Here is a 24,923-nt window from a genome sequence, read left to right on the forward strand (position 1 = left end):
GTAGTGGCTTTCGGAAGGTAGCTTCCGCGGGCCTCGATCGAAGACCGGCACCCCGGCAGCTCGCGCCTCGCAGTCGTCACACTGTGAGAGAGGGGTATCCCGTGTCGGGATCCACAAGTGCGCCCATGGAGGGCGCCGAATTCGCTGAGGCCGTCATCGACAACGGCAGCTTCGGCACCCGCACCATCCGCTTCGAGACGGGCCGGCTGGCCCAGCAGGCCGCGGGCTCCGCGGCTGCCTACCTCGACGGCGACACGATGGTGCTGTCGGCCACCACGGCCAGCAAGAAGCCCAAGGACCAGTTCGACTTCTTCCCGCTGACGGTGGACGTCGAGGAGCGGATGTACGCCGCGGGCCGGATCCCCGGCTCGTTCTTCCGCCGCGAGGGCCGCCCGTCCGAAGAGGCGATCCTGACCTGCCGGCTGATCGACCGCCCGCTGCGGCCGTCGTTCGTGTCCGGCCTGCGGAACGAGATCCAGGTCGTCATCACGGTCCTGGCGCTGAACCCGGACAAGCTGTACGACGTGCTCGCGATCAACGCGGCCTCGATGTCGACCCAGCTGGCCGGCCTGCCGTTCTCCGGCCCGATCGGCGGCGTCCGCGTCGCGCTGATCGAGGGCCAGTGGGTGGCGTTCCCGACCCACACCGAGCTCGAGGACGCGGTCTTCGACATGGTGGTCGCGGGCCGGGTCACCGAGACCGGCGACGTTGCGATCATGATGGTCGAGGCCGAGTCGACCCCGGGCACCTTCGACAAGGTCGCCGCGGGCGTCCAGGCGCCGACCGAGGAGATCGTGGCCCAGGGCCTCGAGGCCTCCAAGGCGTTCATCAAGACCCTGGTCGAGGCGCAGGCCGACCTCGCCGCCCGGGCCGCGAAGCCGACCGGCGAGTTCCCGGTCTTCCCGGACTACGCCGACGACGCGTTCGCCGCGGTCGAGGCCTCGGCGAGCGAGGAGCTCGCCCAGGCGCTGACGATCGCCGGCAAGCACGAGCGTGACGACGCCACCGACGCGGTCAAGGCCGCGACCGTGGACAAGCTGGCCGCCGACTTCGAGGGCCGCGAGAAGGAGCTGTCCGCAGCCTTCCGCTCGCTGACCAAGAAGCTGGTCCGGCAGCGGGTGCTCAAGGACAAGATCCGCATCGACGGCCGCGGGCTGGCCGACATCCGGCCGCTCAAGGCGCAGGTGCGGGTGCTCCCGCGCGTGCACGGCTCGGCGCTGTTCGAGCGCGGCGAGACCCAGATCCTGGGTGTCACCACGCTGAACATGCTCCGGATGGAGCAGCAGCTGGACACGCTCTCCCCGGAGACCCGCAAGCGCTACATGCACAACTACAACTTCCCGCCGTACTCGACCGGTGAGACCGGCCGGGTGGGTTCGCCGAAGCGCCGCGAGATCGGTCACGGCGCGCTGGCCGAGCGGGCCCTGGTGCCGGTGCTGCCGTCGCGCGAGGACTTCCCGTACGCGCTGCGTCAGGTGTCCGAGGCGATCGGCTCGAACGGCTCGACCTCGATGGGTTCGGTCTGCGCCTCGACGCTGTCGCTGCTGTCGGCCGGTGTGCCGCTGAAGGCGCCGGTCGCCGGTATCGCGATGGGCCTGATCTCGGGCGAGATCGACGGCGAGACGCAGTACGTCGCGCTGACCGACATCCTGGGCGCGGAGGACGCGTTCGGCGACATGGACTTCAAGGTCGCCGGTACGAAGGACTTCGTCACCGCGCTGCAGCTGGACACCAAGCTGGACGGCATCCCGGCCAGCGTGCTGGCCGGTGCGCTGACCCAGGCCAAGGACGCCCGCCTGACGATCCTGGACGTGATGGCCAAGGCCATCGACGCGCCGGGTGAGATGAGCGAGTTCGCCCCGCGGGTCATCTCGGTGAAGGTCCCGGTCGACAAGATCGGCGAGGTCATCGGCCCGAAGGGCAAGATGATCAACCAGATCACCGAGGACACCGGCGCCGACATCTCGATCGAGGACGACGGCACCGTGTACATCGGCGCGACCGACGGTCCGTCGGCCGAGGCCGCCCGGGCCGCGATCAACGCGATCGCGAACCCGACGATGCCGGAGAAGGGCGAGCGCTACCTGGGCACGGTCGTGAAGACGACCAACTTCGGTGCGTTCATCAGCCTGCTGCCGGGCAAGGACGGCCTGCTGCACATCAGCAAGCTGCGTCCGCTGGCCGGCGGCAAGCGGGTCGAGGCCGTCGAGGACGTGCTCTCGGTCGGCCAGAAGCTGCAGGTCGAGATCGCCGAGATCGACGACCGCGGCAAGCTCTCGCTGATCCCGGTGATCGAGGGCGACGAGAAGAAGGACGACGAGAAGAAGGCCGAGTCCGCGGCCGAGTGACTCGTGCGATCACCAGCACACTGCTGAGCCCGGAGGCGGGCGGTCCGGTCAAACGGACCGTCCTGCCCTCCGGGCTTCGTGTGCTGTCCCAGTCCGTCCCAGGCTTCCGATCGGTGACGTTCGGACTCTGGGTCGGCGTCGGCTCCCGGGACGAACCAGTTCAGCTGGCCGGCGCCACACACTTCCTCGAGCACCTGCTGTTCAAGGGCACCGAGCGCCGTGACGCGCTGGAGATCTCGGCCGCGATCGACGCGGTCGGCGGTGAGATGAACGCGTTCACCGGCAAGGAGTACACCTGCTACTACTCGCGGGTGCTCGACTCCGACCTGCCGCTCGCGGTCGACGTCATCTGCGACATGATCACCTCCGCCACGCTGACCGGCGCGGACGTGGAGAGCGAGCGCGACGTCATCGACGAAGAGATCGCGATGCACGCCGACGAGACGTCGGACCACATCCACGACCTGTTCGCCGAGCAGCTGTGGGGCAAGTCCCCGCTGGGCCGTTCGATCACCGGTACGCCGGAATCGGTGGCCGGCCTGTCCCGTCAGCAGGTCGTCGGCTGGTACCGGCGGCGCTACAAGCCGTCGAACATCGTGGTCTCGGTCGCCGGCAACGTCGACCACACCGAGGTCGTCCGCCTGGTACGCAAGGCGTTCGAGCGTCATTGGGTCACTGCCGAGGCTGAGCCGGTCGCGATCCGGCGCGGTCCCGCCAAGCGCGTCCCGACGTACGGCGGTGTGCAGGTGCACCATCGCGACGTCGAGCAGGCTCATCTGGTGCTCGGTATGCCCGGCCTGGTCCGGAGCGACGAGCGCCGCTACATCGCCGGCGTGCTGCACGGGATCGTCGGCGGCGGGATGTCGTCGCGGCTGTTCCAGGAAGTGCGGGAGAAGCGCGGCCTGGCCTACTCGGTGTTCACGTTCGGCTCGGCGTACGCCGACTCCGGCATGGTCGGCGTGTACGCCGGGTGCCTGCCGAAGAAGGCCCCCGAGGTGCTCGACGTGATCCGCGGCGAGCTCGAGTCGATTGCCCGCGGCAACATCACGCCGGACGAGCTGCTCCGCGGCAAGGGGCAGATGCGCGGCTCGGTGGTGATGGGCCTCGAGGACACCGGCGCCAAGATGACCCGCATCGCCAAGGCGGAGCTGGTCTACGGCGAACTGCCCACGGTCGACGAGATCCTGCACCGCATCGACTCGGTCACCCTCGACGACGTCACCGCGCTGGCCGCCGAGCTGTACGCCGGCACCCCCGCCCTGACCGTGATGGGCCCGTTCGACGAAGACACCACCGCCTTCACCGTCTGAGGTCCTGGTGGCAGACTGACAGATGGCCTGGGGGAGGCTTGGGGGCAGGTCATGGGCACGGTCGAGGACTTCCGGGGTGAGCTGATCCATCCGGGCGATCCGTCGTACGACGAGTACCGCAAGGTGTGGAACGGGTCGATCGATCGTCGGCCCGGGGTGATCGCACGGTGTACCGGGGTCGCCGATATTCGGAGTGCGCTCGCCTACGCCCGTCGTACCGGCGGGCCGGTCGCGGTCCGGGGCGGTGGGCACAGCTTCCCGGGCCACTCCACGTGTGACGGCGGGATCGTGGTTGATCTGAGCCTGCTGAAGGGGATCCGCGTCGATCCGGTACGGCGTACGGCTCGCGCGCAGGCCGGCGTCCTGCTGGGGGAGCTCGATCGGGAGACGCAGGAGTTCGGGCTGGCCACGCCGGCCGGGATCGTCACGCATACGGGTCTGCCGGGGCTGACGCTCGGCGGCGGGATCGGCTGGCTGATGCGGAAGTACGGGCTGACGATCGACAACCTGCTCTCGGTCGACGTTGTCACGGCAGACGGCGAGCTGCTGACAGCGAGCGCGGACATCAACGCCGAGCTGTTCTGGGGCATCCGGGGCGGTGGCGGGAACTTCGGCATCGTCACCGAGTTCGAGTTCCAGCTCCACCCGGTCGGCCCGACGGTGTACGCCGGGATCGTCGCCTGGCCGATGGACCAGTCTCCGGAGGTACTGCGCTTCTACCGCGACTGGATCGCCGAGGTGCCGGACGAGCTGACCACCGCGGTCGTGCACCGGTGTCTGCCCTCTCTGCCGACGATCCCGTCCGAGCTCCACGCCCGGCCGGCCGTCGTCGTGGTCGTGAGCTACGCCGGATCCGTCGAGGACGGGGAGCGAGTGGTTGCCCCGCTGAAGGCGTTCGCGCCGCCGATGCTGGATCTGTGCACCGCCCGTCCGTTCTTGAGCCTCCAGTCGATGCTCGACCCGAGCTTCCCGCGCGGGCGCTGGTACTACACCCGCGCGTGCGACGTCGACGAGCTGACCGACGAGGTGATCGACATCGCAGTCGAGCGCGGGCAGGCGATCGACTCGCCGTACTCGCTGTTCCCGATCTTCCATCTCGGCGGCGCGATCGCGCGCGTCGACCCGGACAGCACGGCGTACGGCGGTCGCTCGCACGGGCACGCGTTCAACTTCGTTGGTGCGACCCTCGGTCCGGACGGCTTCGACGCGCAGCGCGCATGGGTCCGGGAGTCGTCGCGGGCGCTGGAGCCGCACCAGGCAGGTGTCTACGTCAACTTCCTCACCGACGAGGGCACCGATCGGATCCGCTCGGCGTACGGCGCGACGACGTACGACCGGCTGCAGGCGCTCAAGCAGAAGTACGACCCTGGAAACCTCTTCCATCTGAATCAGAACATCCCGCCGAACTGAGCCGGATCGGCAGCGTCTGGTAGCCACGCAGTACGAGGCGATCGCGGCGGGTGGCCGGGCCGGCCGGCGAGATCGTCGGGAAGCGGTCGAGCAGGCGGGCGAAGGCTGTCGTCGCCTCGAGGCGGGCCAGGCTGTTGCCCAGGCAGATGTGCGCGCCGGCGCCGAAACTCAGCGGCTTGTTGTCGGCACGCGCCGGATCGAAGCGATCAGGCTGCGGGAAACGTGCCGGATCGCGGTTCGCGGCACCGAGCAGCAGGATGAGATCGCTGCCTGCGGGTATCGAGACGTCCGCCGCCGACAGCCCGTCCGTGCGGGCAACGCGGGTCGTTACCTGAACGGGGGAGTCGTACCGCAGTACCTCCTCGACGAAGGCCGCGGGGTCTGAGCCGAGCTCCGGCTGGTCGAGCAGGATCGCGAGGCCGTTCCCGAGTAGGTCTGTCGTCGTCTCGAAGCCGGCCACGAGCAGCAGGATCAGGTTCGCGAGGAGCTCCTCGTCGGACAGCCGTCCGTCGTCCGCATCACGTGCGGCGACGAGCGCGCTGACCAGGCTGTCGGGCGCTGGATCGCGGATGAGGCCGACGAAGTACTCGCCCAGCTCCCGCGCCGCCGCGTCCGCGGCCTCGTCCGACGCCTCGGTGAGCTCCAGCGCCGCCGTCAGGTCGGACGCGAGCGGCCGGAAGCGGTCCCGCTCGGAGGCCGGTACGCCGAGCAGCTCGCAGATGACCGTGACCGGCAGCTGGAAAGCGAACCGGTCCATGAAGTCCACCGTCGTCGGGAGACTGTCGAGCAGATCGTCCACCGCGGCCTCGATCGCCGGTTGCAGGGCCGCGACGCGGCGAGGCGTGAAGACCTGCGAGATCAGCGACCGCATCCGCCCGTGATCCGGCGGGTTCGTCCGAAGGATCGATCGCTGCATCATCTCCAGCGCCGGCCGGCTCGACGGATCGGTCCGGATCCCGAAGCCGGGATTCCGCAGTACTTCGTTGACCGCCGTATAGCCGACGATCACGAAGACGGTGTCGGCGATCGGCAGCACCGGACCGAGGCGGTGCGCCTCGGCGTACAAGGGGAACGGGTCGGCCCGGCCTGCCGGTGACAGCAGGGACTCGATGAGGTTCATGCTCGCCGCCCGAGGAGGATGTAGCCGACGGCGTACACGGTCGCGCCGGCAACCTCGAAGATCTGGATCAGGCCGAACCTCGGACCCGACGTGAAGATGAACAGCCCGCCGAGCGTGTAGGCCAGCGCGCCGACGCCCAGCAGCACGCCGGTAAGCCGGAGCCGGTGCCGCAGGGTCCAGCCGAGCCAGAGATAGGCCAGCGGGAAGACGAGCAACGCCGGGAACACGATCAGCGCCGCCGGGGTGTCGAGATCTACAGGCTCGTGCACCATGCTCGGCGCGTACTCCGCCCGCACCGGGTTGTGCGAGCCGTCGAAGATGATCAGCGCGAACCAGAGCAGCGTGCCGACCAGCGCGGCGTACCAGGCGCCGAGGTCGCGGCGGCGGGCGACTTGGTTGCCCAGCGCAATCATGCTGGCCAGGCAGACGATCTGCAGCGCCAGGCCGGCCGCCTGGACGTCGTGGGTCAGCCCGTACCGCTCGCCGACGTTCGCGATGCTCCAACCGTCCCGGGCCGGGTGCAGCAGCGTCCCGAGCCAGAACACCGGCCCGCCGATGAACGCGGTCAGTCGTGCGGTGGTGCGGAGTTGCCGGCGCAGGCCGGTCGGCGCGGAAAGGGTCTCGGTCATCAGTGCTCCGATTTCACTAGAGTGTTGCTCTAGCGAATCACTAGTGGCTCGCTCTAGTCAACTGGTAACCTGTCGGCATGAGCGTGAGAGCGGAGAAGGCGCAGGCCAACCGGCAGCGGATGCGGACGGCCGCGCAGACCCTGTTCACCAGCCGGGGGTACTCCGCGACCTCGATGCAGGCGATCGCCGACGAAGCCGGGATGGCGGTGCAGACGCTGTACTTCACCTTCCGCACCAAGCGTGCGCTGCTCAGCGAGCTGCTCGACGTCGCGATCGCCGGTGACGACGAGCCGGTGCCGACGCTGGAGCGGCCCCGCGTGCTGGCCGCCATCGACAACCCTGATCCGGTCGCGCAGTTGCAGGAGCTGGCGGGCATCGCCCGCGAGATCTACGAGCGGGTCGCGCCGGTTCTCCAGGTCGTCGCGCATGCCGCGCCGGGGGATCCCGAGATCCATGAGCTGTGGATGACCAACAACGCCCAGCGGGCCGTGGTGATGGAGCGGTTCATCGCTGCCCTGGCCGGCAAGACGCCGCTGCGCGACGGCCTCGACGTCGCGATGGCGACCGATGTCGCGCTCGCTCTGCAGAGCCCGGAGATGTACCAGTTCTTCACGACCCGCCGGGGCTGGTCACCGGCCGGCTGGGAGCAGTGGACCGCGGACGCGCTCGTGACACAGCTGCTTCCGCCCCGATAGGGTCGGCCGCATCACCACGTGATCTGCCACTGGATCCCATCGAGCGGGCGGGGCCCGATTCGGGGATGACACGCATTTGACGGCTGCGGTGAGCGGCGCCGGACACCCGGCGCGGCCCCGGCCTGTCTGCGTGAAAGAGGATCCTCGTGCTGGACGCGTTCCGTACTGCCCGCGATTCGTTGGTCGATGCCGTCCGGGTGGCTCCCGGCTGGCTGGCCACGTACTGCGGATTGCAACTGGTGCTGGCTGTTCTGCCGGGTGCCCAGGTTGTGCTGATCCGGGCGCTGGTCGACGGCGGCGGGACCTGGGGGCCGCTGCTCGGGCTGACCTTCGTGGTCGGTGCGATGTATCCGCTGACCCAGGTGTCGAACATCGCCGGTCAGCGGATGATGCTGCACCTGCGGCTCGACTACCGCGTCGAGCTGGCGCGGGCCGCGGCGCGGCTGAGTCCGAGTCGGCTGGCTGAGCCCGACGTGGTCAGGGATCTCGAGGCCGGCCAAGCGGCGACGCATCCGATGAGCGACATCGCGGGGAAACCGGTGCAGGTGCTGAGCGCTGGTGTCACATCGGTGCTGCTGTGCATCACGATCGCGTCGATCAACCTGCTGTCCGGGCTTCTCGTGCTCGCTGCGCTGGCGCCGACCGTGCTCGCGTTCACGCTGATCTCGCGGATGGAGGCGAAGGGGTGGCCGCGCGTCGGCGAGCACGAGCGCGCGGCGGCGTATGCGACCGAACAGCTGATCCAGCAGCGCTCGGGCACGGAGCTCGCCGTGCTCGGATCCGGGTGGAAGGTCGCCGATCTGATCGCCGGTAGCCGGACGCAAGCGACGTACGTGCTCGATCGGATGATCAGGACCGCGATGAACTTCGAGCTGGCCGCAGCGGTGGTCACTGTGATGCTGTTCGGCGGAGCGCTGGTCGCCTTGGTCGGCGGTGGCGCGAACGGGGGAGCGGCTGCCGCGGCGGTTGCCGGCACGATCACTGGTCTCAACGCGATCCGCCAGTGCGGGTACGCGTTCGGCAGCATCGTCACCGCGGCCCCACAAGCCTTGATCTACAGGCGTTTCGTCCACAGCGTGCCGCCCGCCGAACGCCAGGCCGTCGTAGCGCAGGTCGAGTCTGTCGCCCTCGAGCACGTCAGCTTCAGGTACGGCGACGTGCCCGTACTGCGCGACGTCAGCATCGAGGCGCGCCGTGGCGAACTCGTCGCGCTGGTCGGCGTCAACGGCGCGGGGAAGTCGACCGCCATCAACCTGCTCGTCGGCAGTCTGACCCCGGACTGCGGACAGGTGCTGATCGACGGCAAGGACGCGGCAAACCTGACCGAGGCGGAGCGGCTCGCGTACTTCGGCCTGCTGGTGCAGGAATTCGGCCGCTTCGAGTTCAGCCTCCGCGATGCGGTTGCCCTCGGTTCGCCCGATCCGGTCAACGACGAAGCAGTGCGGACCGCCCTCGCGGACACGTTCGCCGCCGGGCTGCCGCTCAACACCCAGCTGGGTCAGCAGTGGGGTGGGACCGGGATCTCCGGTGGTCAATGGCAACGACTCGCGCTGTCCCGGATCCGGCTGCGTGCTGCGGGTGTCTGGATCCTGGACGAACCGACGTCGGCGATCGACGCGGAGGCAGAGCGCGAGATCTTCGCGGAACTTCGCCGTACGAAGGAAGAACGGATCACGATCGTGGTCTCGCACCGGGCCTGGACGCTGCGTGAGATGGATCGCATCTACGTCATCGACGGCGGCACGGTGGTGCAGCAGGGAACCTACCCCGAACTGGCGGCGCGGCAAACCGGACGCTTCGCGAAGCTGTTCGCGGCTCAGCAGGAATGACTGCGTGCAGGCGTTCGAATACTCGGCGCAGTGCTGGACTGCGCATTTGTGAGCACATGGCCAAATTGCTGTGATCTCTCCTGTCATCTGATGACTCCGACGGACTGATCTGATTAAGTGAGGGCTCGCTCCGCAAGGAACGGCTGGTCATCTGAGGTCTTGGCAAAGTAACGCCTACGTTACGCGCCGCCGCTTTGTGCCTGACAACGTTGACATGCGCAGTTTCGACCAGCCACCATGACGCTTGTTCCGCCCGCCTAGCGGCCCTCCCGCCGAGGAAGTTGGTTTGACCGTGCGACGTCTGACTGGGGTAGTGGGGGCGGTGCTCGGCTTAACGCTGGTACTCGCCTCATGTGGAGACGGCAAGAGCAGCAGCGGTGGCAGCTCCGGCAGCAAGAGCGAGGTGATCGCGATCGCGGCCGACCCGCTGGACTACATCAACCCGCTGAACGAGAACGGCAGCCCCGGGATCCAGATCGCGATGGCGATGTTCGCCCCGCTGGTGACCACCGACCCGAACACGGGCAAGCTGCAGAACGTGATGGCCGACTCGGTCACGCCGGACAAGACCAGCCAGACCTGGACGATCAAGCTGAAGCCCGGCAACACCTTCCAGAACGGCCAGCCGGTCACCGCGAAGGACTACGTCGACAGCTGGAACATGACCGCCGAGGGCTCGAACGCCTGGAAGAACAACGGCTTCTTCTCCAAGGTCGACGGGTACGACGCGCTGAACCCGCCGACGGCGGACGGTGCGACGCCGAAGCCGACCGCGGTGAAGACGCTGAGCGGCCTCAAGCAGGTCGACGACCTGACCTTCACCGTGAAGCTCAAGGTGCCGTTCTCGCAGTTCGGTCTGACCCTGCAGTACCTCGGCCTGGCCCCGCTGCCGGAGGAGGTCCGGAAGAACCCGGACGCCTACAAGCGCAAGCCGATCGGCAACGGCCCGTACAAGCTCGCCGCCGACTGGAACGCCGGTGACGACATCAAGCTGGCCAAGTGGGACGGCTACAAGGCTTCGGCCGCGCCCGAGGCCGACTCGATCACGTACCGGTTCATCCCGAACGCGGACACGGCGTACAACGAGTTCCTGGCCGGCAACGTCGACTTCACCGACGTGCCGTCGACCAAGGTGAAGAGCTTCAAGACCGACGCCCCCGACCAGTGGGTGACCAGCGTCAGCTCCGGCGCGAACTACCTGGTGTTCCCGGCCTGGGACGCGCGGTACAAGAACCCGAAGCTGCGGCACGCGTTCTCGGAGGCGATCGACCGTAAGGCGTTCGCGGACCTCGTCGGGCTGTCCGACCCGGCCAAGGGCCTGATCGCGCCGGACATCAACGGCTACCGCGACAACGCCTGCAAGTACTGCGACTTCGACGCCACCAAGGCGAAGGCGGACCTGGCCGCGGCCGGCGGCTTCTCCGGTGTGGTCAACATCAGCTACAGCACGACGTCCGCGACCGGGCAGATCTTCGCCGAGGCGATCGGCAACATGCTGCGGCAGAACCTCGGCCTGCAGGTGAAGTACACCGGCAAGCAGGGTTCGGAGATCACCGAGCTGGCCGACAGCCGCAAGCTCGACGGTCTGCGGTTCGGCGGCTGGGGTCACGACTACCCGTCGATCGAGGACTACCTGACGCCGATGTTCAAGTCCAACGGTGACGCGAACTTCGCCGGCTACAGCAACCCGGCGCTCGACGCCCTGCTGGCCAAGGGCGACGCCGAGCCGGACCAGGACAAGGCGATCAAGCTGTACCAGCAGGCCGAGGACATCGCGCTCGAGGACATGCCGCTGATCCCGCTGTACACCAAGTCGAACGCGTACCTGCACTCGGCCAAGATCGAGCCCCGGGTGTCCAAGTACGTCGGCGTCTCGGCACTCTGGGCCACGTTCAAGTGATCCGTTTCGTCGCTCGCCGCGTGCTCGCGGCGATCCCGATCGGACTGGTCGTCACGCTGGGGGTCTACGCGCTCGTCTTCGCGATGCCCGGAGACCCCCTGCGGGAACTGGCCGGCGACAAGCCGATCCCGGCGGCCGTGCTGGCGGCCAAACGGGCCCAGTTCCACCTCGACGACCCCTTCATCGTCCAGTACCTGCTGAGCATGAAGGACATCCTCACCGGCCACTTCGGTTCGACGTTCGCCGGAGCCGACATCGCCGATCAGCTCCGGTTGCGGATCCCGGTGACGCTCAAGCTGACGCTGCTCGCGAACGCGTTCCAGTGGACGCTCGGGCTGTTCTTCGGGATCTACGCCGGGTTCAAGCGCAACGGCTGGGCCGACCGGTCGCTGCTGCTGACGACCTTGGTGCTGCTCGCGGTCCCCGGGCTGGTGGCCTACTTCGCCGCGCAGTACCTGTTCGGGGTCGAGCTGAAGTGGTTCCCGGTGTCGGGTGTGCTGGAAGGGTTCCCGAGGTCGTACCTGCTGCCCGCGTTGGTGATCGGCGTCCTCGGCTTCGCCGGGCTGGCCCGGCTGCTGCGGACGTCGATCGTGGAAACGGTCAACGCGGACTTCGTGAAGACCGCGCGGGCCAAGGGACTGGGGGAGCAGCGGGTGCTGTGGCGGCACATCCTGCCGAACGCGCTGCTCCCGGTGGTCACGTTCATCGGGCTCGACCTGGCCGGCATGTTCGGCGGCGCGATCATCACCGAATCCATCTTCAACCTGCCCGGGCTCGGCCAGTTCATGTTCCAGGCGATCAAGCTGAAGGAAGGCGGGGTCGTGGTGCTGCTGTCGACGCTCGCCTTCATCTCGTTCATCGTGATCAACCTGCTGGTCGACGTGCTGTACGGCGTCCTGGATCCGAGGGTGCGCAATGTCTGACGTCCAACAGATCACCGCGGCCGTCGGCGCCGAGGCGCAGGAGCTCGGCGACGGCCGCACCTTGTCCAACCGCGAACTCCTGCGGGCGCTGCTGCGCAAGCCGCAGTTCGTACTGTGCAGCTTGCTGCTGCTGGCGTTCTTCACGATGGCCGCGGTGCCGAAGCTGTTCACCTCCGCCGATCCGCGGTTCTGCGAGCTCGCCAAGAGCCGGCAGGGCCGCGGCCCGGGACATCCGTTCGGCTTCGACATCCAGGGCTGCGACTACTTCGCCAACGTCATCTACGGCGCCCGCCCGTCGGTGCTGGTGAGCATCTGCGCGAGCTTCGGCGTGTTCATCCTGGCCGGCTCGCTCGGTCTGCTGGCCGGGTACTTCCCCGGTTTCGTCGACGGCCTGATCTCGCGGACGGCCGACGTACTGTTCTCGATCCCCGGCATCGTGGTGCTGATCGTGATCCTGAACTCCGTGCAGAACAGGAGCATCTGGATCATCGTCGGCGTCATCTTCCTGATCGGCTGGCCGGGCGGTATGCGGCTGATGCGGGCGACGGTGTTCTCGGTCCGCAACCGCGAGTACGTGCTGGCGGCTCGGTCGATCGGCGTGCCACCGGTCCGGATCCTGCGCAAACACGTGTTCCCGAACGCGATGGCGCCGCTGCTGGCGATGACCACGCTCGGCATCGGCGGCATGGTCGGTCTGGAGGCCGCGCTGACCTTCCTCGGCGTCGGTCTGCAACCGCCGTCGATCTCGTGGGGTTCGCAGTTCGGCGTGGCCGCGTCGTACCGCGATACGCCGCACCTGTTCATCTGGCCGGCGTTGTTCATCTCCACGATGACGATCTCGTTCATGATCATCGGCGACTCGATCCGGGACGCCCTCGACCCGAAGCTGCTGCGATGACTGCACATATGACTGGCGAAGTTCTCCTCAAGGTCGAAGACCTTACGGTCGAGTTCGACACTCCACGCGGGCCGGTCCGGGCGGTCGACGGCGTGTCCTGGCAGGTGCGGGCGGGTGAGACGCTGGCGATCCTGGGGGAGTCGGGGTCCGGCAAGAGCGTGTCGACCCAGGCGCTGACCGGGATCCTCGAGATGCCGCCGGGCCGGATCCTGAGCGGTACGGCGGAGTACCGCGGCGCCGACCTGATCCAGATGACGACCAAGGAACGGCGCAAGATCGTCGGGGACCGGATCACGATGGTGTTCCAGGACTCGTTGTCGGCGCTGAACCCGGTCCAATCGGTCGGCACCCAGATCGCGGAGTGCTACCGCGTGCACCGCGGGCTGTCGAAGCGGGACGCGCTCAAGAAGGCCGCGGAGATGCTCGACCAGGTGCGGATCCCGGCCGCGGCCAAGCGGGTCAACGACTACCCGCACGAGTTCTCCGGCGGCATGCGGCAGCGCGTGATGCTGGCGATGGCGCTTGCGCTGGACCCCGACGTACTGATCGCCGACGAGCCGACCACGGCGCTCGACGTGACCGTGCAGGCGCAGATCCTCGAGCTGATCGCGGAGCTGCAGGCCGAGCGGCAGATGGGCGTCGTACTGATCACTCACGACCTTGGCGTGGTCTCCGATGTCGCCGACAACGTGGTGGTGATGTACGCCGGGCACGTCGTCGAGCGCGCCGCAACGGCCGAGGCGCTCGAGTACCCCGTTCACCCTTATACCGAAGGGCTTCTGGGCTCGATGCCCTCGGCCGACCTCAAGGGCCAGGAGCTGCCGACGATCCCGGGTACGCCGCCGTCGCTGCGGGCGATCCCGTCCGGCTGCGCGTTCCGGACCCGGTGCCCGATCGCGATCGACGACTGCGCGACCGAGGTACCGCCGTTGCTCACCGTCGGACCGGGGCGCGACGCCGCCTGCATCCGCCGTACGACGCTCGCCGAGAAGGAGGCGGTCTGATGGCCAGCGAGTTGCTGGTGGCAACGAATGTCGTGAAGCACTACGACATCAGCCCGGCGCTGAACTTCGGCGCCAAGACCCTCGTCCGCGCGGTCGACGGCGTCGACCTGACACTGCGCAAGGGCGAGTCGCTCGGCATCGTCGGCGAGTCCGGTTGCGGGAAGTCCACGCTGGTCCGGCTGCTCGCCGCCCTGGAGAAGCCGACCGCGGGCCAGATCGAGTACAACGGCGTGGACGTCAGCAAGCTGAAGGGCAGCGAGCTGCGGCGCTGGCGGCGCAACGTCCAGGTGGTCTTCCAGGACCCGTACTCGAGCTTGAACCCGCGGATGCGCGTCGGCGAGATCGTCGGCGAGCCGTTCCTGGTGCACCCCGACGTCGGCAAGGGCATCGACGTCCAGGCCAAGGTCCGGGAGCTGCTCGAGCTGGTCGGGCTGCGGCCGGAGGACGAGACGAAGTTCCCGCACCAGTTCTCCGGCGGCCAGCGGCAGCGGATCGGGATCGCACGGGCGATCGCGCTCAACCCCGACGTACTGCTCTGCGACGAGCCGGTGTCGGCACTCGACCTGTCGGTCCAGGCGCAGGTGGTGAACCTGTTGATGCGGCTCCAGCGTGAGCTTGGTCTCAGCATCATCTTCGTCGCCCACGACCTGTCCGTGGTCCGGCACGTCTCCGACCGGGTCGCGGTGATGTACCTCGGCAAGGTCGCCGAGCTCGGCGAGCACCAGCAGGTGTACGACGCCCCCGCGCACCCGTACACGCAGGCGCTGCTGTCCGCGGAGCCCGGGCTGGCCCGGAAGGGCCGGGAGCGGATCGTACTGGCCGGTGACCCGCCGTCGCCGGTGATGCCGCCGTCCGGATGCCGGTTCCACACCCGCTGCCTGCGGGCCGAGGCGAGGTGCAGCACCGACGTACCCGAGCTGCGGCAGATCGGGTCCGGGCAGACGGTTTCGTGCCACTTCGCCGAGGATGCGCAGATCGCCTACGCCCCGGCGTGAGCAATAGCCGTGGAGTGATGGCCTAGGGTGGCGGCCGTGGGTGTTTCCTCGGCGAGCAGGCGAACAGTGCTGCTCGTAGGGGTGATCGTGGTCGCCGCCGGGCTGGCGGCGTGGTGGATCCTGACCGCGGGCCGGGCCGCCAACGAGGGCTTCGACATCACCGACGAGGGCTACTACCTGCTGTCCTATCGGTGGTGGGACAGCAATCCGCTCGCGCTGACCGGCGTGCAGTACCTGTACGGGCCGATCTTCGAGTGGTTCGGGTACGACATCGGCAGGCTCCGGCTGTTCCGGCTGTTCACGGTGGTCGTCGTCCATCTGATCTTCGGCTACAGCTTCATGCGCTGGTTGCGCGGGCGGCGGCCGGGGATGCCGGCGACGAAGCTGTGGGAGCTGGCCGGGATGGCGATCATCCTGGCCGCGGGCGGGATGTGTTACGCCTGGCTGCCGCTGTCGCCCGGGTACAACGATGTCGTCCTGCTCGGCGCGCTGACCTTGATGTCCTGCGTGCTGTGGATGGCGACGGCGGTCGACCGCGGTGATCCGGTGCCGTTCTGGGTGCCGGTCGTGGCGGGCCTGGTGATCGGCCTGATGGTGCTGGCGAAGTGGACCTCGGTCGTGGTGATCGGGCTGATCGTCATCGCCGCCGTGGTGGTGCTGGCCGGCCAGGGCTGGCGAGCCGTTGCCCGAGGCATCCTTTTCGCCCTGGGCGGGATGGCCGTGGTGGCGCTCGTCGTCCAGCTGTTCGTGGTCCGGCTGAATGTGGCGGTGCCGGGCATCCTGACCGTGAACAAGTTCATCGCGGGTACGTCGTACTCGCCGACCGAGCTGCTGCAGTTCTACTGGTCGAGTGGCATCAAACTGCTCGGTCAGACCCTCGTCGACCACGGTCTCCTGCTGCTCGCGACCGCGCTGACGGTCATCGCCCGCTGGCGCTGGCTCCGGATCACCGCCGCGGTCCTGGTGCTGCTCGCCCTGATCGTGTCCGTACGACGAGTTGTCGTCGACGACGCCGCGGTCGGCGGATCGCAGCACACCGCGACGTACGCCGTGACGCTGCTGGCCGCCGTACTCGTCGCCGTCGTTGCCGCCGCGGGTGCCGTGGTCGCGCACCGGTTCGGGGTCACGGAATGCTCGCGGCTGAGCCGGGAGAACACGCGTACGTGGGTGATCCTGGCCGTGCTGGTGCTGCTGCCGCTGGTGCAGGCGTTCGGGACGAACACCGCGCTCTACACGATCGGGTTCAACGCGTTCGCCGCCTGGGCCGCGGTGATGATCGCGGTGCTGACCGGGATCTGGGCCACGCCGATCGCGGCACGGGTGACGCTCGGACTCGTGCTGGTCGGATCGCTGGTCGCGACCGCCTCGATCGCCTACACCGGATTGTTCCGGTATCCGTACCGTTCGGCCGGGCACTCACAGCTGACCGCGGCGTCGAAGCTGCCTGCGCTGAAGGGGCTGTACCTGACGCCGGACGCCGCGGAGAACTACAGCAAGCTGGCCGACGAGCTCCGCCCGTACACCGAGCCGGGCGGGCGGCCGATGCTGGCGTTCGACAAGATGGCCGGCCTGGTGCTGATCCTCGGCGGGCGGCCGCTCGGCGAGGCCTGGATCGCGCCGGCCGAGCGCGCCCGGACCGCGGCGGGCATCGAGGAGGTCTGCCGGAAGGGCCGTCCGGAGCGAGCGCCGCTGATCATCCTGAACCGGCAGATCTCGGATTCGGAGATCACCGCGCTGCAGTCCTGCGGGCTGGACTTCCACGCCGACTACCGGCAGCTGGCACCGCCTGCGCAGACGATGGGGCTGCAGGTCTGGGTGCCCAAGGCCGAGCGGGGCCCCCGGAGCCGCGGATGAGATCCTGTTCCGGGTAGATCCGGACAGGAAGGGTGCGCATGATCAAGGTCGGTGTGCTGGGAGCCAAAGGCAAGATGGGCGCTCAGACGTGCCTCGCGGTCGAGGAGGCCGCCGACTGTGAGCTGGTCGCCCGTCTCGACCAGGGCGACGAGCTCGACGAGCTGACCAAGGCCGGTGCCGAGGTGGTCGTCGACTTCACCCGGCCCGAGGTCGTGATGGGCAACCTCGCCTGGTGCATCGAGCACGGCATCAACGCGGTCGTCGGCACCACCGGGTTCGACGAGGAGCGGCTGGCCACGCTGCGCTCGCAGCTCGCCGGCAGCCCGTCCACCGGCGTACTGATCGCGCCGAACTTCTCGATCGGCGCCGTGCTGATGATGCAGTTCGCCGCGAAGGCAGCGCCGTACTACGAGTCGGTCGAGATCGTCGAGCTGCACCACCCCGACAAGGTCGACGCCCCGTCCGGCACGGCCCGGCGGACGGCAGAGCTCATCGCCGACGCGCGTCGCGAGGCCGGGTCCAAGCCGATCCCGGACGCAACCACGACCGCCCTCGACGGCGCCCGCGGCGCGGACGTCGACGGGATCCGCGTGCACGGCGTCCGGCTCCGGGGTCTGATCGCGCACCAGGAGGTCCTGCTCGGCGACGAGGGGGAGACGCTGACGATCCGCCACGACTCGATGGCCCGCACGTCGTTCATGGCCGGTGTCCTCCTCGGCGTGCGCCGGATCGGCAGCACCCCCGGCCTGACCGTCGGCCTCGAACACTTCATGGACCTCGCCTAGATGACGGCAAAGCGGACGGCGATCCTGCTCGCGATCGTTTTCGTCGCGTACGCCGTCCTGCTCGGCTGGCGCGGGGTGCTGCTGATCGGGACCGGTGATCCGGTCGCGATCGTGCTGGGGATCGCCGTCCTCGTCATCCCGTTCCTCGGTGCCTACCTGGTCTGGCGGGAGCTGCAGTTCGGGCGGCAGACCGAAGTACTGGCCCGTGAACTGGAGGCGTCGGGTGGTCTGCCGGTCGACGATCTGCCCCGGCGGCCGTCCGGGCGGATCGATCGAGCGGCCGCGGACGAGGCCTTCGGGAAGTACAAGGCCGAGGCGGAAGCGGCCCCCGACGACTGGCGCGTGTGGTTCCGGTTGTCGACGGCGTACGACGCGGCGGGGGACCGCAAGCGGGCCCGCGCGACCATGCGGGCCGCGATCTCACAGCACGCCAGGACGCCGTGAGTTACGTGTGAGTTGGCTGTGAACTGCCCGAATGACTGACAACCGGGTGCGGAACGCGATATTTTCAGGAAGGTACGTGGCAGCCGCCACGTAAAGGTCGGAGACTGGGTGGGGCCGTCCTGTGCCATCAGAAGGGTCTCGTCGCGGCTCGGACGACGTGCAGGGGGCCGGATTCGGCGGCCTGTTGCGTCGGCACCGGCGGGAAGCCGGGCTGTCGCAGGAGGCACTGGCCGAACGAGCCGGACTGAGCGTCGACGCGATCGCGGCGTTGGAGCGGGGCCGGCGGCGAGCGCCGCGGGCGCACACGTTGCGCCTGCTCGCGGACGCGCTGCGGCTCGGTGATCCCGACCGCTCCCGGCTCACCGCGGCCGCCCGCAAAGAGGCGGACACCACCCGGACGCCGATGCGGCAGCCGCCCGCGCCGACGAACGAACTGATCGGGCGGGCGACCGAGCTGAGCGCGACGAGTCGCCTGCTGGGGCAGCGAATCACGCGTTTGCTTACGTTGACCGGGCCGGGCGGGGTCGGCAAGACCAGACTGACGCTCGCGGTGGCGAACGAGGTCGCGGACAGCTTCCAGGACGGCATCTGCTGGGTGCCGCTCGCTGCGCTGACCGACCCGGCCGGCGTCGTACCGGCGGTCGCTTCGTCCGTGGGCCTGCATCCGCTGGAGAGCACGCGCCTGATCGAGGAGATCGCTGAGCAGATCGGCCGGAGTGCCATGCTGCTGGTCTTCGACAACTGCTCGCACGTGGTGGCAACGGTCGGCCAGATCAGCGCCGCCCTCTTGGAGTATTGCCCGAACCTGTCGATCCTGGCGTCGAGCCGCGAGCTCCTCCGGCTCCCCGGCGAGAGCGTGTACGTCGTACCCGCGCTCTCGCTGCCGCACGACGAGGACCAACTGGAGACATCGGAAGCAGTCCGGCTCTTCGTCGAGCGCGCCACAGCACGCGGGTACGACACGACGGGGCAACTCGACCAGGTCGCCCGCGTCGTACGCCGCCTCGAAGGCATGCCGCTCGCGATCGAGCTGGCCGCCGCGCGGACGAACGTGATGACGATCGAGGAACTGGCCTCCGAGCTCGAGACGTCGTTCGGCATCCTGGCCGGGGGCTCGCGCACCGCGTCACCACGCCAGCAGTCGATGTACGGCGCGATCGAGTGGAGCCATGCCCTGCTCACGCCGGCCGAGCGGGACGTGTTCGCCCAGCTGTCGGTCTTCGTCGGCGGGTGGACGCTGAACGCGGCCGCGACCGTCATGTCCGGGCAGGCACATCCCGGGCCGTTGGAGCGGGCCGAAGCGCTCGACCTGACCGGACGGCTGGTCGACAAGTCGTTGATCCGGGTAGCCCGGCGACGCGGCGTCACGCGGTACTACATGCTCGCAGTGATCCGGGAGTTCGCGGCCGACCGGCTGGTGGATGCCGGCCGGACGGACGAAGCGGCCGAGCGGCACGCGCAGTTCTACATCACGCTGGCCGAAGACGCCGAGGGACAGCTGCGAGGTCCCGCACAGGAGGAATGGCTCGACCGGCTGGAGAACGAGCTCGACAACCTGCGCGCCGCGATGGCGTGGGCGTTGCGGACCAGTTCGCCCGCGGCCGCACTGCGTTTGTCTGCCGGCCTGTGGCTGTTCTGCTCGATGCACGGTCACTACGCCGAGGGCAGTCGCTGGTTGGAGCGGGCATTGGCGCTCGGAGACTCGTTGCCGGCCGACCTGATGGCTGAGCTCTCGCCGGCATGCGCGAAAGCAAATCTCGGCGCCGGGACGCTGGCCTTCCTCCAGTGCGAGTACGACGTCGCGACCGACCGCCTGCAGACCGCGCTGCGTCAGTACAAGGAGCTGGACGATGCAGCCGGCACTGCGCTGGTGCTGCAGCGCCTCGGTGGCGTTGCCCGCGAACGCGGTGACTACGGTGCCGCGGAGGATCTGCACTGCGAGAGCTACGACCTGTACGAGAGCCTCGGCGACCGCGCCGGGATGGCGTGGGCGCACAACCACCTCGGCTTCGTGGCCTGGCTGCGCGGCGACCTGGACATCGGCGCGCGCCGCTGCCAGCGTGCCCGCGACGCGTTCCGGATCGTCGGCGACGGCGAAGGCCTCGCCTGGTCGTTGATCAGTCTCGGCGCGATCGCGCAGTACCGCGGTGAGCTGGTCGAGGCGGAGGACCTGCTGCAGGAGAGCCTCGCGCTGTCGCAGCGGCTCGGGTACCGCGAGGGGGTGGCCTGGTCGCTGAACCAGCTCGGCATCATCGAGCGGCGGCGCGGCTACACCGAGCGCGCCGTACACCTGCTGGACGAGAGCCTCGCCGAGCATCGCGACCTGGGCGATCGGTGGCGGTCGGCCAGTGTGCTCGAGGAACTGGCAGCGGTCGCACAGCAGCGGGAGCGGAGCGAGTACGCCGCGTTCCTGCTCGGCGCCGCGGACGGGGTCCGCGAGGTCATCCGCGCGCCCGTACCCGTGATCGAGAAGGCCGACTGCGAGGGGACGCGAGCCGCCGTCGAAGCGGCGCTGGAACGGCGGGCCTTCCGGACCGCCTGGTCGGCCGGCCGGGCCGTGCCGCTGGCCGCGGTCGCCGACGGTTACCCGCCACCCGGTGGCGCTGCAGCCGGCTCGCCGACTCTGACCTGACGCTGGACATGCCTCGCGAGGCACCACGACCTGGGGGATCGACGGTACCCCGCGAGGGATCTGGAGGCGCGGGCGCGTGTTCGTGACCCGGCCGGCTGTGCCTTTCTGTCTGACCCCCCAGGCAGTCCCCCCACCTCACAGCCGGCCGAAGCCACGTCCGCGATGGTCACAGTCATCGAGCCCTCCCAGTCGACGACCGGCTCCTCCGCGCTGACTCAAGGTTGTCGTGATCACGCTGTGTCAGACAGGGACGCAACCCTGACATCGCCCTGACAAATATGTACTGACAACGAAAGCAGCGGCCGGAATTCGCCGATGGTGACCGGAATCTGTCCGTGCGTAGGCAATTCAGTGCAGATATCCGGAAACTGCTTTAGTGAATCCGGCGATCCGCCGTAAAGGAGTTTCCTTGCGGTAGCCGTCACCGGCCCCGTCGAGGCCCGGCATCAGTTTGTCCGGCGCCGGGATGCCTTCGCCGGCGCAGCTGACGTCCTTGGCCGGCGCCTTCCCGGTGGTGAGGAACGCGTTGACGATCCGGTCCGCGCACCGGTTCACGCCGCCGTACACGCCGTGGTCGCCTTCGTTGGTGACGGTCAGCAGTCGCGAACCGGCGTACCGGCTGTGGGCCGAGACGGCGAGGCCGTAGTTGGTGGCGGGGTCGTGCACCGACTGCACCATCAGCGTTGTGGGCAAGCCTTTGCCGGTGGGCGTCGGCATGGTGAGGTTCGGGCGGTTCCAGTAGAAGCACGGGTTCTCGGTCATCGTCCAGCCGATCAGCGGGAAATGCGGACCGAGGCGGGCCGCCAGCTGCGCGCCGGCCTCCGGGCCTTGCGGCCACGGGGTGTCGTTGCAGGTGATCGCGTTGAACGTCGCGCCCTCGGAGTCGACCGTGCCAACCGGGCCGACCGGGCCGAACGTCCGGAGCCCGACCGGCGCCCGGTTCGCGCGCTGCACGAGCTGCTGCTGGCGAGCGAGTGACAACCCGTCGACCTGGCGCTGCGCGGCCTGCGGACCGCCTTTTGCCTGGGCCGCGGAAAGGTCCCGGATAAATGCGATATCGATCGCAAGTGAATAGAAGTCGAGCTTTGTATACATATCGTTCGACACCATCATGTCCAACGCGTTCTCGTCGTACGTCACCTGGACCGCCGCGTCCAGGAACTCCTCGACCGCCGGCCGCTCCTTCAACGCCCGCCGCAACCGCTCGTAGGTCCGGATGACTTCACCGGGTGACGAACCGAGGTGCAATTGGTCGTCGTACTTCGCTGCCCACGGCGCGAAGTCCGCACGGAACCGGCGCTCGAACGCCTGCGGCTGGCTGACGAACGTGTCGAACCAGGTCCCGGTGAAGTCCGTGTTCGAGTCGAGCACGAAGCGGCCGACGTGGTCGGGGAAGTAGGTCTGGTAGTACGCGCCGAGCCAGGTGCCGCCGGAATACCCGACGTAGTCGATCTTGTCGAAGCCGAGCAACTGCCGGATCAGGTCCATGTCCTGCACGGTCTGCGCGGTGGTGATGTAGGGGAGGAGCCCGCGGGACTGACGGTCGCAGTACGGCTTGACCATGGCCGAGGCCTCGGAGATCAGGGCCTGGTTCGCGGGGTCGCGGTCGCGGGCGTCCATCGTGTAGCCGGGGCTGCCGTCACAGCTGACGTTGGTGCTTCCGCCCGTGCCGCGCGGGTCGAAGCCGACCGTGAGGTGGTCCTTGGCCAGCGGCGCCTGGCTCGCGAGGTACGGCGCCATGCCGAGGCCGGCGCCACCCGGTCCGCCCGGGTTGCCGAACACGACGCGGCTCGGGGGATGGGCGGGGGACGAATTGGCCGGTGCGACCTTGCTGACCGCGATCTGGAGGTCGTTCCCGGAGTACTGGTTGGCCCAGTCGCGCGGGACGGTGATCTTCGCGCAGTACGTGCGGAACTCGGCCTCACCGCACTGGATCCAGTCGGGCTTCTGCTCGAGGTACTTGTTCGCCACCTGGTGCGGCTTGTCGACAACGGTCTCCATCTGCGCCGCCTGCATCGACGCGGTGGCCCCGGACCCCGGCACGACGAGAACGACAGCAGCGGAAATGCCCAGGCCGGCAGCCAGGGTCAGGTACTTCATGCAGAACTCCAGCGGATGGCGTTACGTGATCGGACCGTGACAACCTGTCATGTCCGCGTCACGCGGTCGAGCACCACCCCCGGCTCGTCGCCGATCGGTGAACTGCTATGCGGGTTACGCGGCGCCCGGGTCGGTGTGCAGCCGGATCTGCTTGATGCGGACCGACTCGTCGCCGTACAGATCCAGTTCGCGGTGCGCGCCGTCGGGAGCCCAGCCGGCTTCGGTGTAGAAGGCGCGAAGAACGTCGTCGGTGGAGTTGACCCAGACGGTCAGCCGGCTGAAGCCGTCGGCGCGGATCGTGTCGACGACGGCGTTCAGCAGCCGGGAGCCGTGGCCGGCCCGGGTCGCGTCCGGCTGTACTGCGAGCTCGGCGATCACCGCGTCCCGCTGCGGGTCGGCGTCCGGGTCGTCCGACGGCGTGATGGCCGCGAAGCCGACCAGCTCGCGGCCGGCCAGTGCGACCATCACCCGGTTGCGTGCCTCACCCGGCGCGAGCAGCGCGGCCCGCCACTGGGCCGCGAACTGCGCCGGATTGAGGTCGGCGAGGACATCGGCCGGCAGCAGTCCGGCGTACGCCGACCGCCAGGCCGCGACCTGGATCTCGCCGATCGCGTTCGCCTCCGCCGGCAGCGCGAGCCGCACGCTGGTCTCGGCCACCGGGGTCTCGCCGGATTGTCCGGACAGATCGGAGAGGTTGGCGGGTTCCGGTACGCCGAAGTCGCTCATGGCTCTCATCTTCCCAAGTCAGTACACGAGCCGCCGCAGCAGGGTCTCGGCCGGCCCGCGGTAGGAACGCCGGCTCATCGCGTAGGCGCCGGCGACGGAGATGAGCCAGACCCCGATCGCGACCAGCGCCGCGGTGTACGCCGTACTCCCGAACCGCAGGTCGAGCGCGAACGGCGCGAGCAGGACCGTCCACCACACCGACTGGAAGAGGTAGCCCGACAGCGATCGCTGGCCGAGTGCGGACATCGCGCGGATCGGCAGCGAGAGTTTGTGGATCCGGGCAACGAGGAGACCGAAGAGCGCGACGTACCCGGGTCCGCCGAACATGCCGCTGACGTGGGACAGGTAGCTGAGTGCGCCGACCGCGGATTCGTCGACGTGCAGCCAGCCGGCGCCGACGAAGGCGAGCGGCAGGCCGCCGAGGACGGTGATGCCGAGACCGCCGACGGCCACGCGGGTGAGCAGAGTCCGGTGGGCGGCCGGGTTCTCGAGGATCTGCTTGCGGGCGGCCCAGATACCCAGCCACACGATGACGATGAAGCCCAGCACGCTGGCGAAGTGGGCCGGGTACTCGTGCAGCCGGTCGACCAGGCTCGCGAAGTACGACGTGGCGGCCAGCGACGGGTTCGGCTCGTTGGTCAGCGCGTGGGCGGGACCGGAACTGTTGACGACGGCAAGCATCGCCTTGGCCGCGAAGACGACGACCTCGACGGCCATGAACGCCCAGATGACGAGGACGATGCGGTGAAACTTGTCCCCGCGGTTCAGCAGGAACAGGGCGCAGATGATGCCGACGACGCCGTACGCACCGAGGAAGTCACCGAAGTACAGCAGCGTCGCGTGCAGCAGTCCGAACGCGACCAGCCAGCCGTTGCGCTTGAGCAGGATCCGCCGTACGGCGCCCGGCGTCGCGCCGGAGGTCCGTTGCCGGCGGGCGAGCTGGACCAGGCCGTAGCCGAACATCACCGCGAAGACCGGATACGCCCGGGCGTCGACGAAGGTGAGTTTGAGGAAGTTCAGGATGCGCTCGAAGCCGTGCGGCGCGCTCTCCACGCCGGGCTGGCCGGCGAAGGCGAAGTTGGCGCTGTTGGCGAGGCCGATCAGCAGCAGCATCGCGCCGCGGATCAGGTCGGGTGCGAGGGCACGTTCCTTGCCGGTGACCGGGCCGCGGTGATCGGCGACCGGGGCGGTGATGGTGGTAGTCACGGGGGGATCTCCAAAACTGTTTAGGTCTTGAACTGTTACCTCGATCCTCCCGGCCGCAGGGCGCCGCACCCAGCGTCCTGACCCCACTCCGGGGGTGGGCCTACGACCACCTTTG

The 24,923-nt window shown here is 68.8% G+C and carries 19 protein-coding genes; 14 read left to right on the forward strand and 5 right to left on the reverse strand.

All coding sequences use genetic code 11. The features are described 5' to 3' along the window. Positions 1-125 precede the first annotated feature (125 nt). From ABT313_RS35190 to ABT313_RS35200, 3 genes are read left to right on the forward strand one after another with little or no spacing between them, the layout of a single operon-like run. Positions 126-2,348 carry a polyribonucleotide nucleotidyltransferase gene (locus ABT313_RS35190; protein ID WP_350862799.1) on the forward strand — a complete coding sequence of 741 codons (2,223 nt, stop codon included), beginning with the start codon at positions 126-128 and terminating at the stop codon, positions 2,346-2,348. Then, the gene (locus ABT313_RS35195; protein ID WP_350862802.1) at positions 2,345-3,658 is read left to right on the forward strand and encodes a M16 family metallopeptidase; all 1,314 of its coding nucleotides are present in this window, start codon (positions 2,345-2,347) and stop codon (positions 3,656-3,658) included. Before ABT313_RS35190 ends, ABT313_RS35195 begins: the two co-directional genes overlap by 4 nt. A 51-nt stretch (positions 3,659-3,709) precedes the next feature. Next, positions 3,710-5,068, forward strand: coding sequence for an FAD-binding oxidoreductase (locus tag ABT313_RS35200; protein ID WP_350862805.1), 1,359 nt, complete (start codon positions 3,710-3,712; stop codon positions 5,066-5,068). Here the strand turns inward: ABT313_RS35200 and ABT313_RS35205 are convergent. Both ABT313_RS35205 and ABT313_RS35210 read right to left on the reverse strand, forming a co-directional pair. Next, the gene (locus tag ABT313_RS35205; protein ID WP_350862808.1) at positions 5,007-6,188 is read right to left on the reverse strand and encodes a cytochrome P450; all 1,182 of its coding nucleotides are present in this window, start codon (positions 6,186-6,188) and stop codon (positions 5,007-5,009) included. The two genes, ABT313_RS35200 and ABT313_RS35205, sit on opposite strands and share 62 nt — an antisense overlap. Then, positions 6,185-6,817: a hypothetical protein gene (locus ABT313_RS35210; protein ID WP_350862811.1), complete on the reverse strand. Its 633-nt coding sequence runs from the start codon at positions 6,815-6,817 to the stop codon at positions 6,185-6,187. The genes ABT313_RS35205 and ABT313_RS35210 overlap by 4 nt, the downstream gene beginning before the upstream one ends. A 77-nt stretch (positions 6,818-6,894) precedes the next feature. Here ABT313_RS35210 and ABT313_RS35215 point away from each other — a divergent pair, with 77 nt between their 5' ends. The 11 genes from ABT313_RS35215 to ABT313_RS35265 all read left to right on the forward strand — a co-directional run bounded on the left by ABT313_RS35215 (position 6,895) and on the right by ABT313_RS35265 (position 20,776). Continuing rightward, positions 6,895-7,512 (forward strand): TetR/AcrR family transcriptional regulator, encoded by a 618-nt coding sequence (locus ABT313_RS35215; protein WP_350862814.1) that lies wholly within the window; start codon positions 6,895-6,897, stop codon positions 7,510-7,512. Between the two features lie 146 nt (positions 7,513-7,658). Continuing rightward, positions 7,659-9,341, forward strand: a complete 1,683-nt coding sequence (locus tag ABT313_RS35220) for an ATP-binding cassette domain-containing protein (protein WP_350862816.1) — start codon at positions 7,659-7,661, stop codon at positions 9,339-9,341. Between the two features lie 292 nt (positions 9,342-9,633). Further along, positions 9,634-11,241 (forward strand): peptide ABC transporter substrate-binding protein, encoded by a 1,608-nt coding sequence (locus ABT313_RS35225; RefSeq protein ID WP_350862819.1) that lies wholly within the window; start codon positions 9,634-9,636, stop codon positions 11,239-11,241. After that, entirely contained in the window at positions 11,238-12,164 is a 927-nt protein-coding gene (locus ABT313_RS35230) for an ABC transporter permease (RefSeq protein ID WP_350862822.1), read from the forward strand. Before ABT313_RS35225 ends, ABT313_RS35230 begins: the two co-directional genes overlap by 4 nt. Then, positions 12,157-13,062 carry an ABC transporter permease gene (locus ABT313_RS35235; RefSeq protein ID WP_350862825.1) on the forward strand — a complete coding sequence of 302 codons (906 nt, stop codon included), beginning with the start codon at positions 12,157-12,159 and terminating at the stop codon, positions 13,060-13,062. Before ABT313_RS35230 ends, ABT313_RS35235 begins: the two co-directional genes overlap by 8 nt. An 8-nt stretch (positions 13,063-13,070) precedes the next feature. Beyond that, entirely contained in the window at positions 13,071-14,066 is a 996-nt protein-coding gene (locus ABT313_RS35240; protein ID WP_350862828.1) for an ABC transporter ATP-binding protein, read from the forward strand. Further along, entirely contained in the window at positions 14,066-15,061 is a 996-nt protein-coding gene (locus ABT313_RS35245; RefSeq protein WP_350862830.1) for an ABC transporter ATP-binding protein, read from the forward strand. Before ABT313_RS35240 ends, ABT313_RS35245 begins: the two co-directional genes overlap by 1 nt. A gap of 66 nt (positions 15,062-15,127) precedes the next feature. Then, complete coding sequence (locus ABT313_RS35250) at positions 15,128-16,915, forward strand: hypothetical protein (RefSeq protein ID WP_350862833.1); 1,788 nt, start codon at positions 15,128-15,130, stop codon at positions 16,913-16,915. A gap of 38 nt (positions 16,916-16,953) precedes the next feature. Further along, the gene (gene dapB / locus ABT313_RS35255; RefSeq protein ID WP_350862836.1) at positions 16,954-17,700 is read left to right on the forward strand and encodes a 4-hydroxy-tetrahydrodipicolinate reductase; all 747 of its coding nucleotides are present in this window, start codon (positions 16,954-16,956) and stop codon (positions 17,698-17,700) included. Continuing rightward, positions 17,701-18,144, forward strand: a complete 444-nt coding sequence (locus tag ABT313_RS35260) for a hypothetical protein (RefSeq protein WP_350862838.1) — start codon at positions 17,701-17,703, stop codon at positions 18,142-18,144. 121 nt (positions 18,145-18,265) lie between these two features. Continuing rightward, positions 18,266-20,776, forward strand: coding sequence for an ATP-binding protein (locus tag ABT313_RS35265; protein ID WP_350862841.1), 2,511 nt, complete (start codon positions 18,266-18,268; stop codon positions 20,774-20,776). A 348-nt stretch (positions 20,777-21,124) separates the two neighbouring features. On the opposite strand, the gene ABT313_RS35270 is transcribed toward ABT313_RS35265, so the two are convergent. The 3 genes from ABT313_RS35270 to ABT313_RS35280 form a co-directional block, all read right to left on the reverse strand. Beyond that, positions 21,125-22,876, reverse strand: a complete 1,752-nt coding sequence (locus tag ABT313_RS35270; protein WP_350862843.1) for an alpha/beta fold hydrolase — start codon at positions 22,874-22,876, stop codon at positions 21,125-21,127. Positions 22,877-22,990: 114 nt separating this feature from the next. Next, positions 22,991-23,602, reverse strand: coding sequence for a GNAT family N-acetyltransferase (locus ABT313_RS35275; RefSeq protein ID WP_350862846.1), 612 nt, complete (start codon positions 23,600-23,602; stop codon positions 22,991-22,993). A gap of 18 nt (positions 23,603-23,620) precedes the next feature. Then, entirely contained in the window at positions 23,621-24,808 is a 1,188-nt protein-coding gene (locus tag ABT313_RS35280; protein WP_350862848.1) for a DUF418 domain-containing protein, read from the reverse strand. Positions 24,809-24,923: the final 115 nt, after the last annotated feature.

This window comes from Kribbella sp. NPDC000426, from assembly GCF_040300265.1.
Lineage (GTDB): Bacteria > Actinomycetota > Actinomycetes > Propionibacteriales > Kribbellaceae > Kribbella.

Excerpts from the sequence above, each read along its gene's own strand:
- ABT313_RS35190 (WP_350862799.1), top strand. The coding sequence starts at position 126 with ATGGAGGGCGCCGAATTCGCTGAGGCCGTCATCGACAACGGCAGCTTC.
- ABT313_RS35200 (WP_350862805.1), top strand. The coding sequence starts at position 3,710 with ATGGGCACGGTCGAGGACTTCCGGGGTGAGCTGATCCATCCGGGCGAT.
- ABT313_RS35205 (WP_350862808.1), bottom strand. The coding sequence starts at position 6,188 with ATGAACCTCATCGAGTCCCTGCTGTCACCGGCAGGCCGGGCCGACCCG.
- ABT313_RS35210 (WP_350862811.1), bottom strand. The coding sequence starts at position 6,817 with ATGACCGAGACCCTTTCCGCGCCGACCGGCCTGCGCCGGCAACTCCGC.
- ABT313_RS35215 (WP_350862814.1), top strand. The coding sequence starts at position 6,895 with ATGAGCGTGAGAGCGGAGAAGGCGCAGGCCAACCGGCAGCGGATGCGG.
- ABT313_RS35235 (WP_350862825.1), top strand. The coding sequence starts at position 12,157 with ATGTCTGACGTCCAACAGATCACCGCGGCCGTCGGCGCCGAGGCGCAG.
- ABT313_RS35240 (WP_350862828.1), top strand. The coding sequence starts at position 13,071 with ATGACTGGCGAAGTTCTCCTCAAGGTCGAAGACCTTACGGTCGAGTTC.
- ABT313_RS35245 (WP_350862830.1), top strand. The coding sequence starts at position 14,066 with ATGGCCAGCGAGTTGCTGGTGGCAACGAATGTCGTGAAGCACTACGAC.
- dapB (WP_350862836.1), top strand. The coding sequence starts at position 16,954 with ATGATCAAGGTCGGTGTGCTGGGAGCCAAAGGCAAGATGGGCGCTCAG.
- ABT313_RS35260 (WP_350862838.1), top strand. The coding sequence starts at position 17,701 with ATGACGGCAAAGCGGACGGCGATCCTGCTCGCGATCGTTTTCGTCGCG.
- ABT313_RS35270 (WP_350862843.1), bottom strand. The coding sequence starts at position 22,876 with ATGAAGTACCTGACCCTGGCTGCCGGCCTGGGCATTTCCGCTGCTGTC.
- ABT313_RS35275 (WP_350862846.1), bottom strand. The coding sequence starts at position 23,602 with ATGAGCGACTTCGGCGTACCGGAACCCGCCAACCTCTCCGATCTGTCC.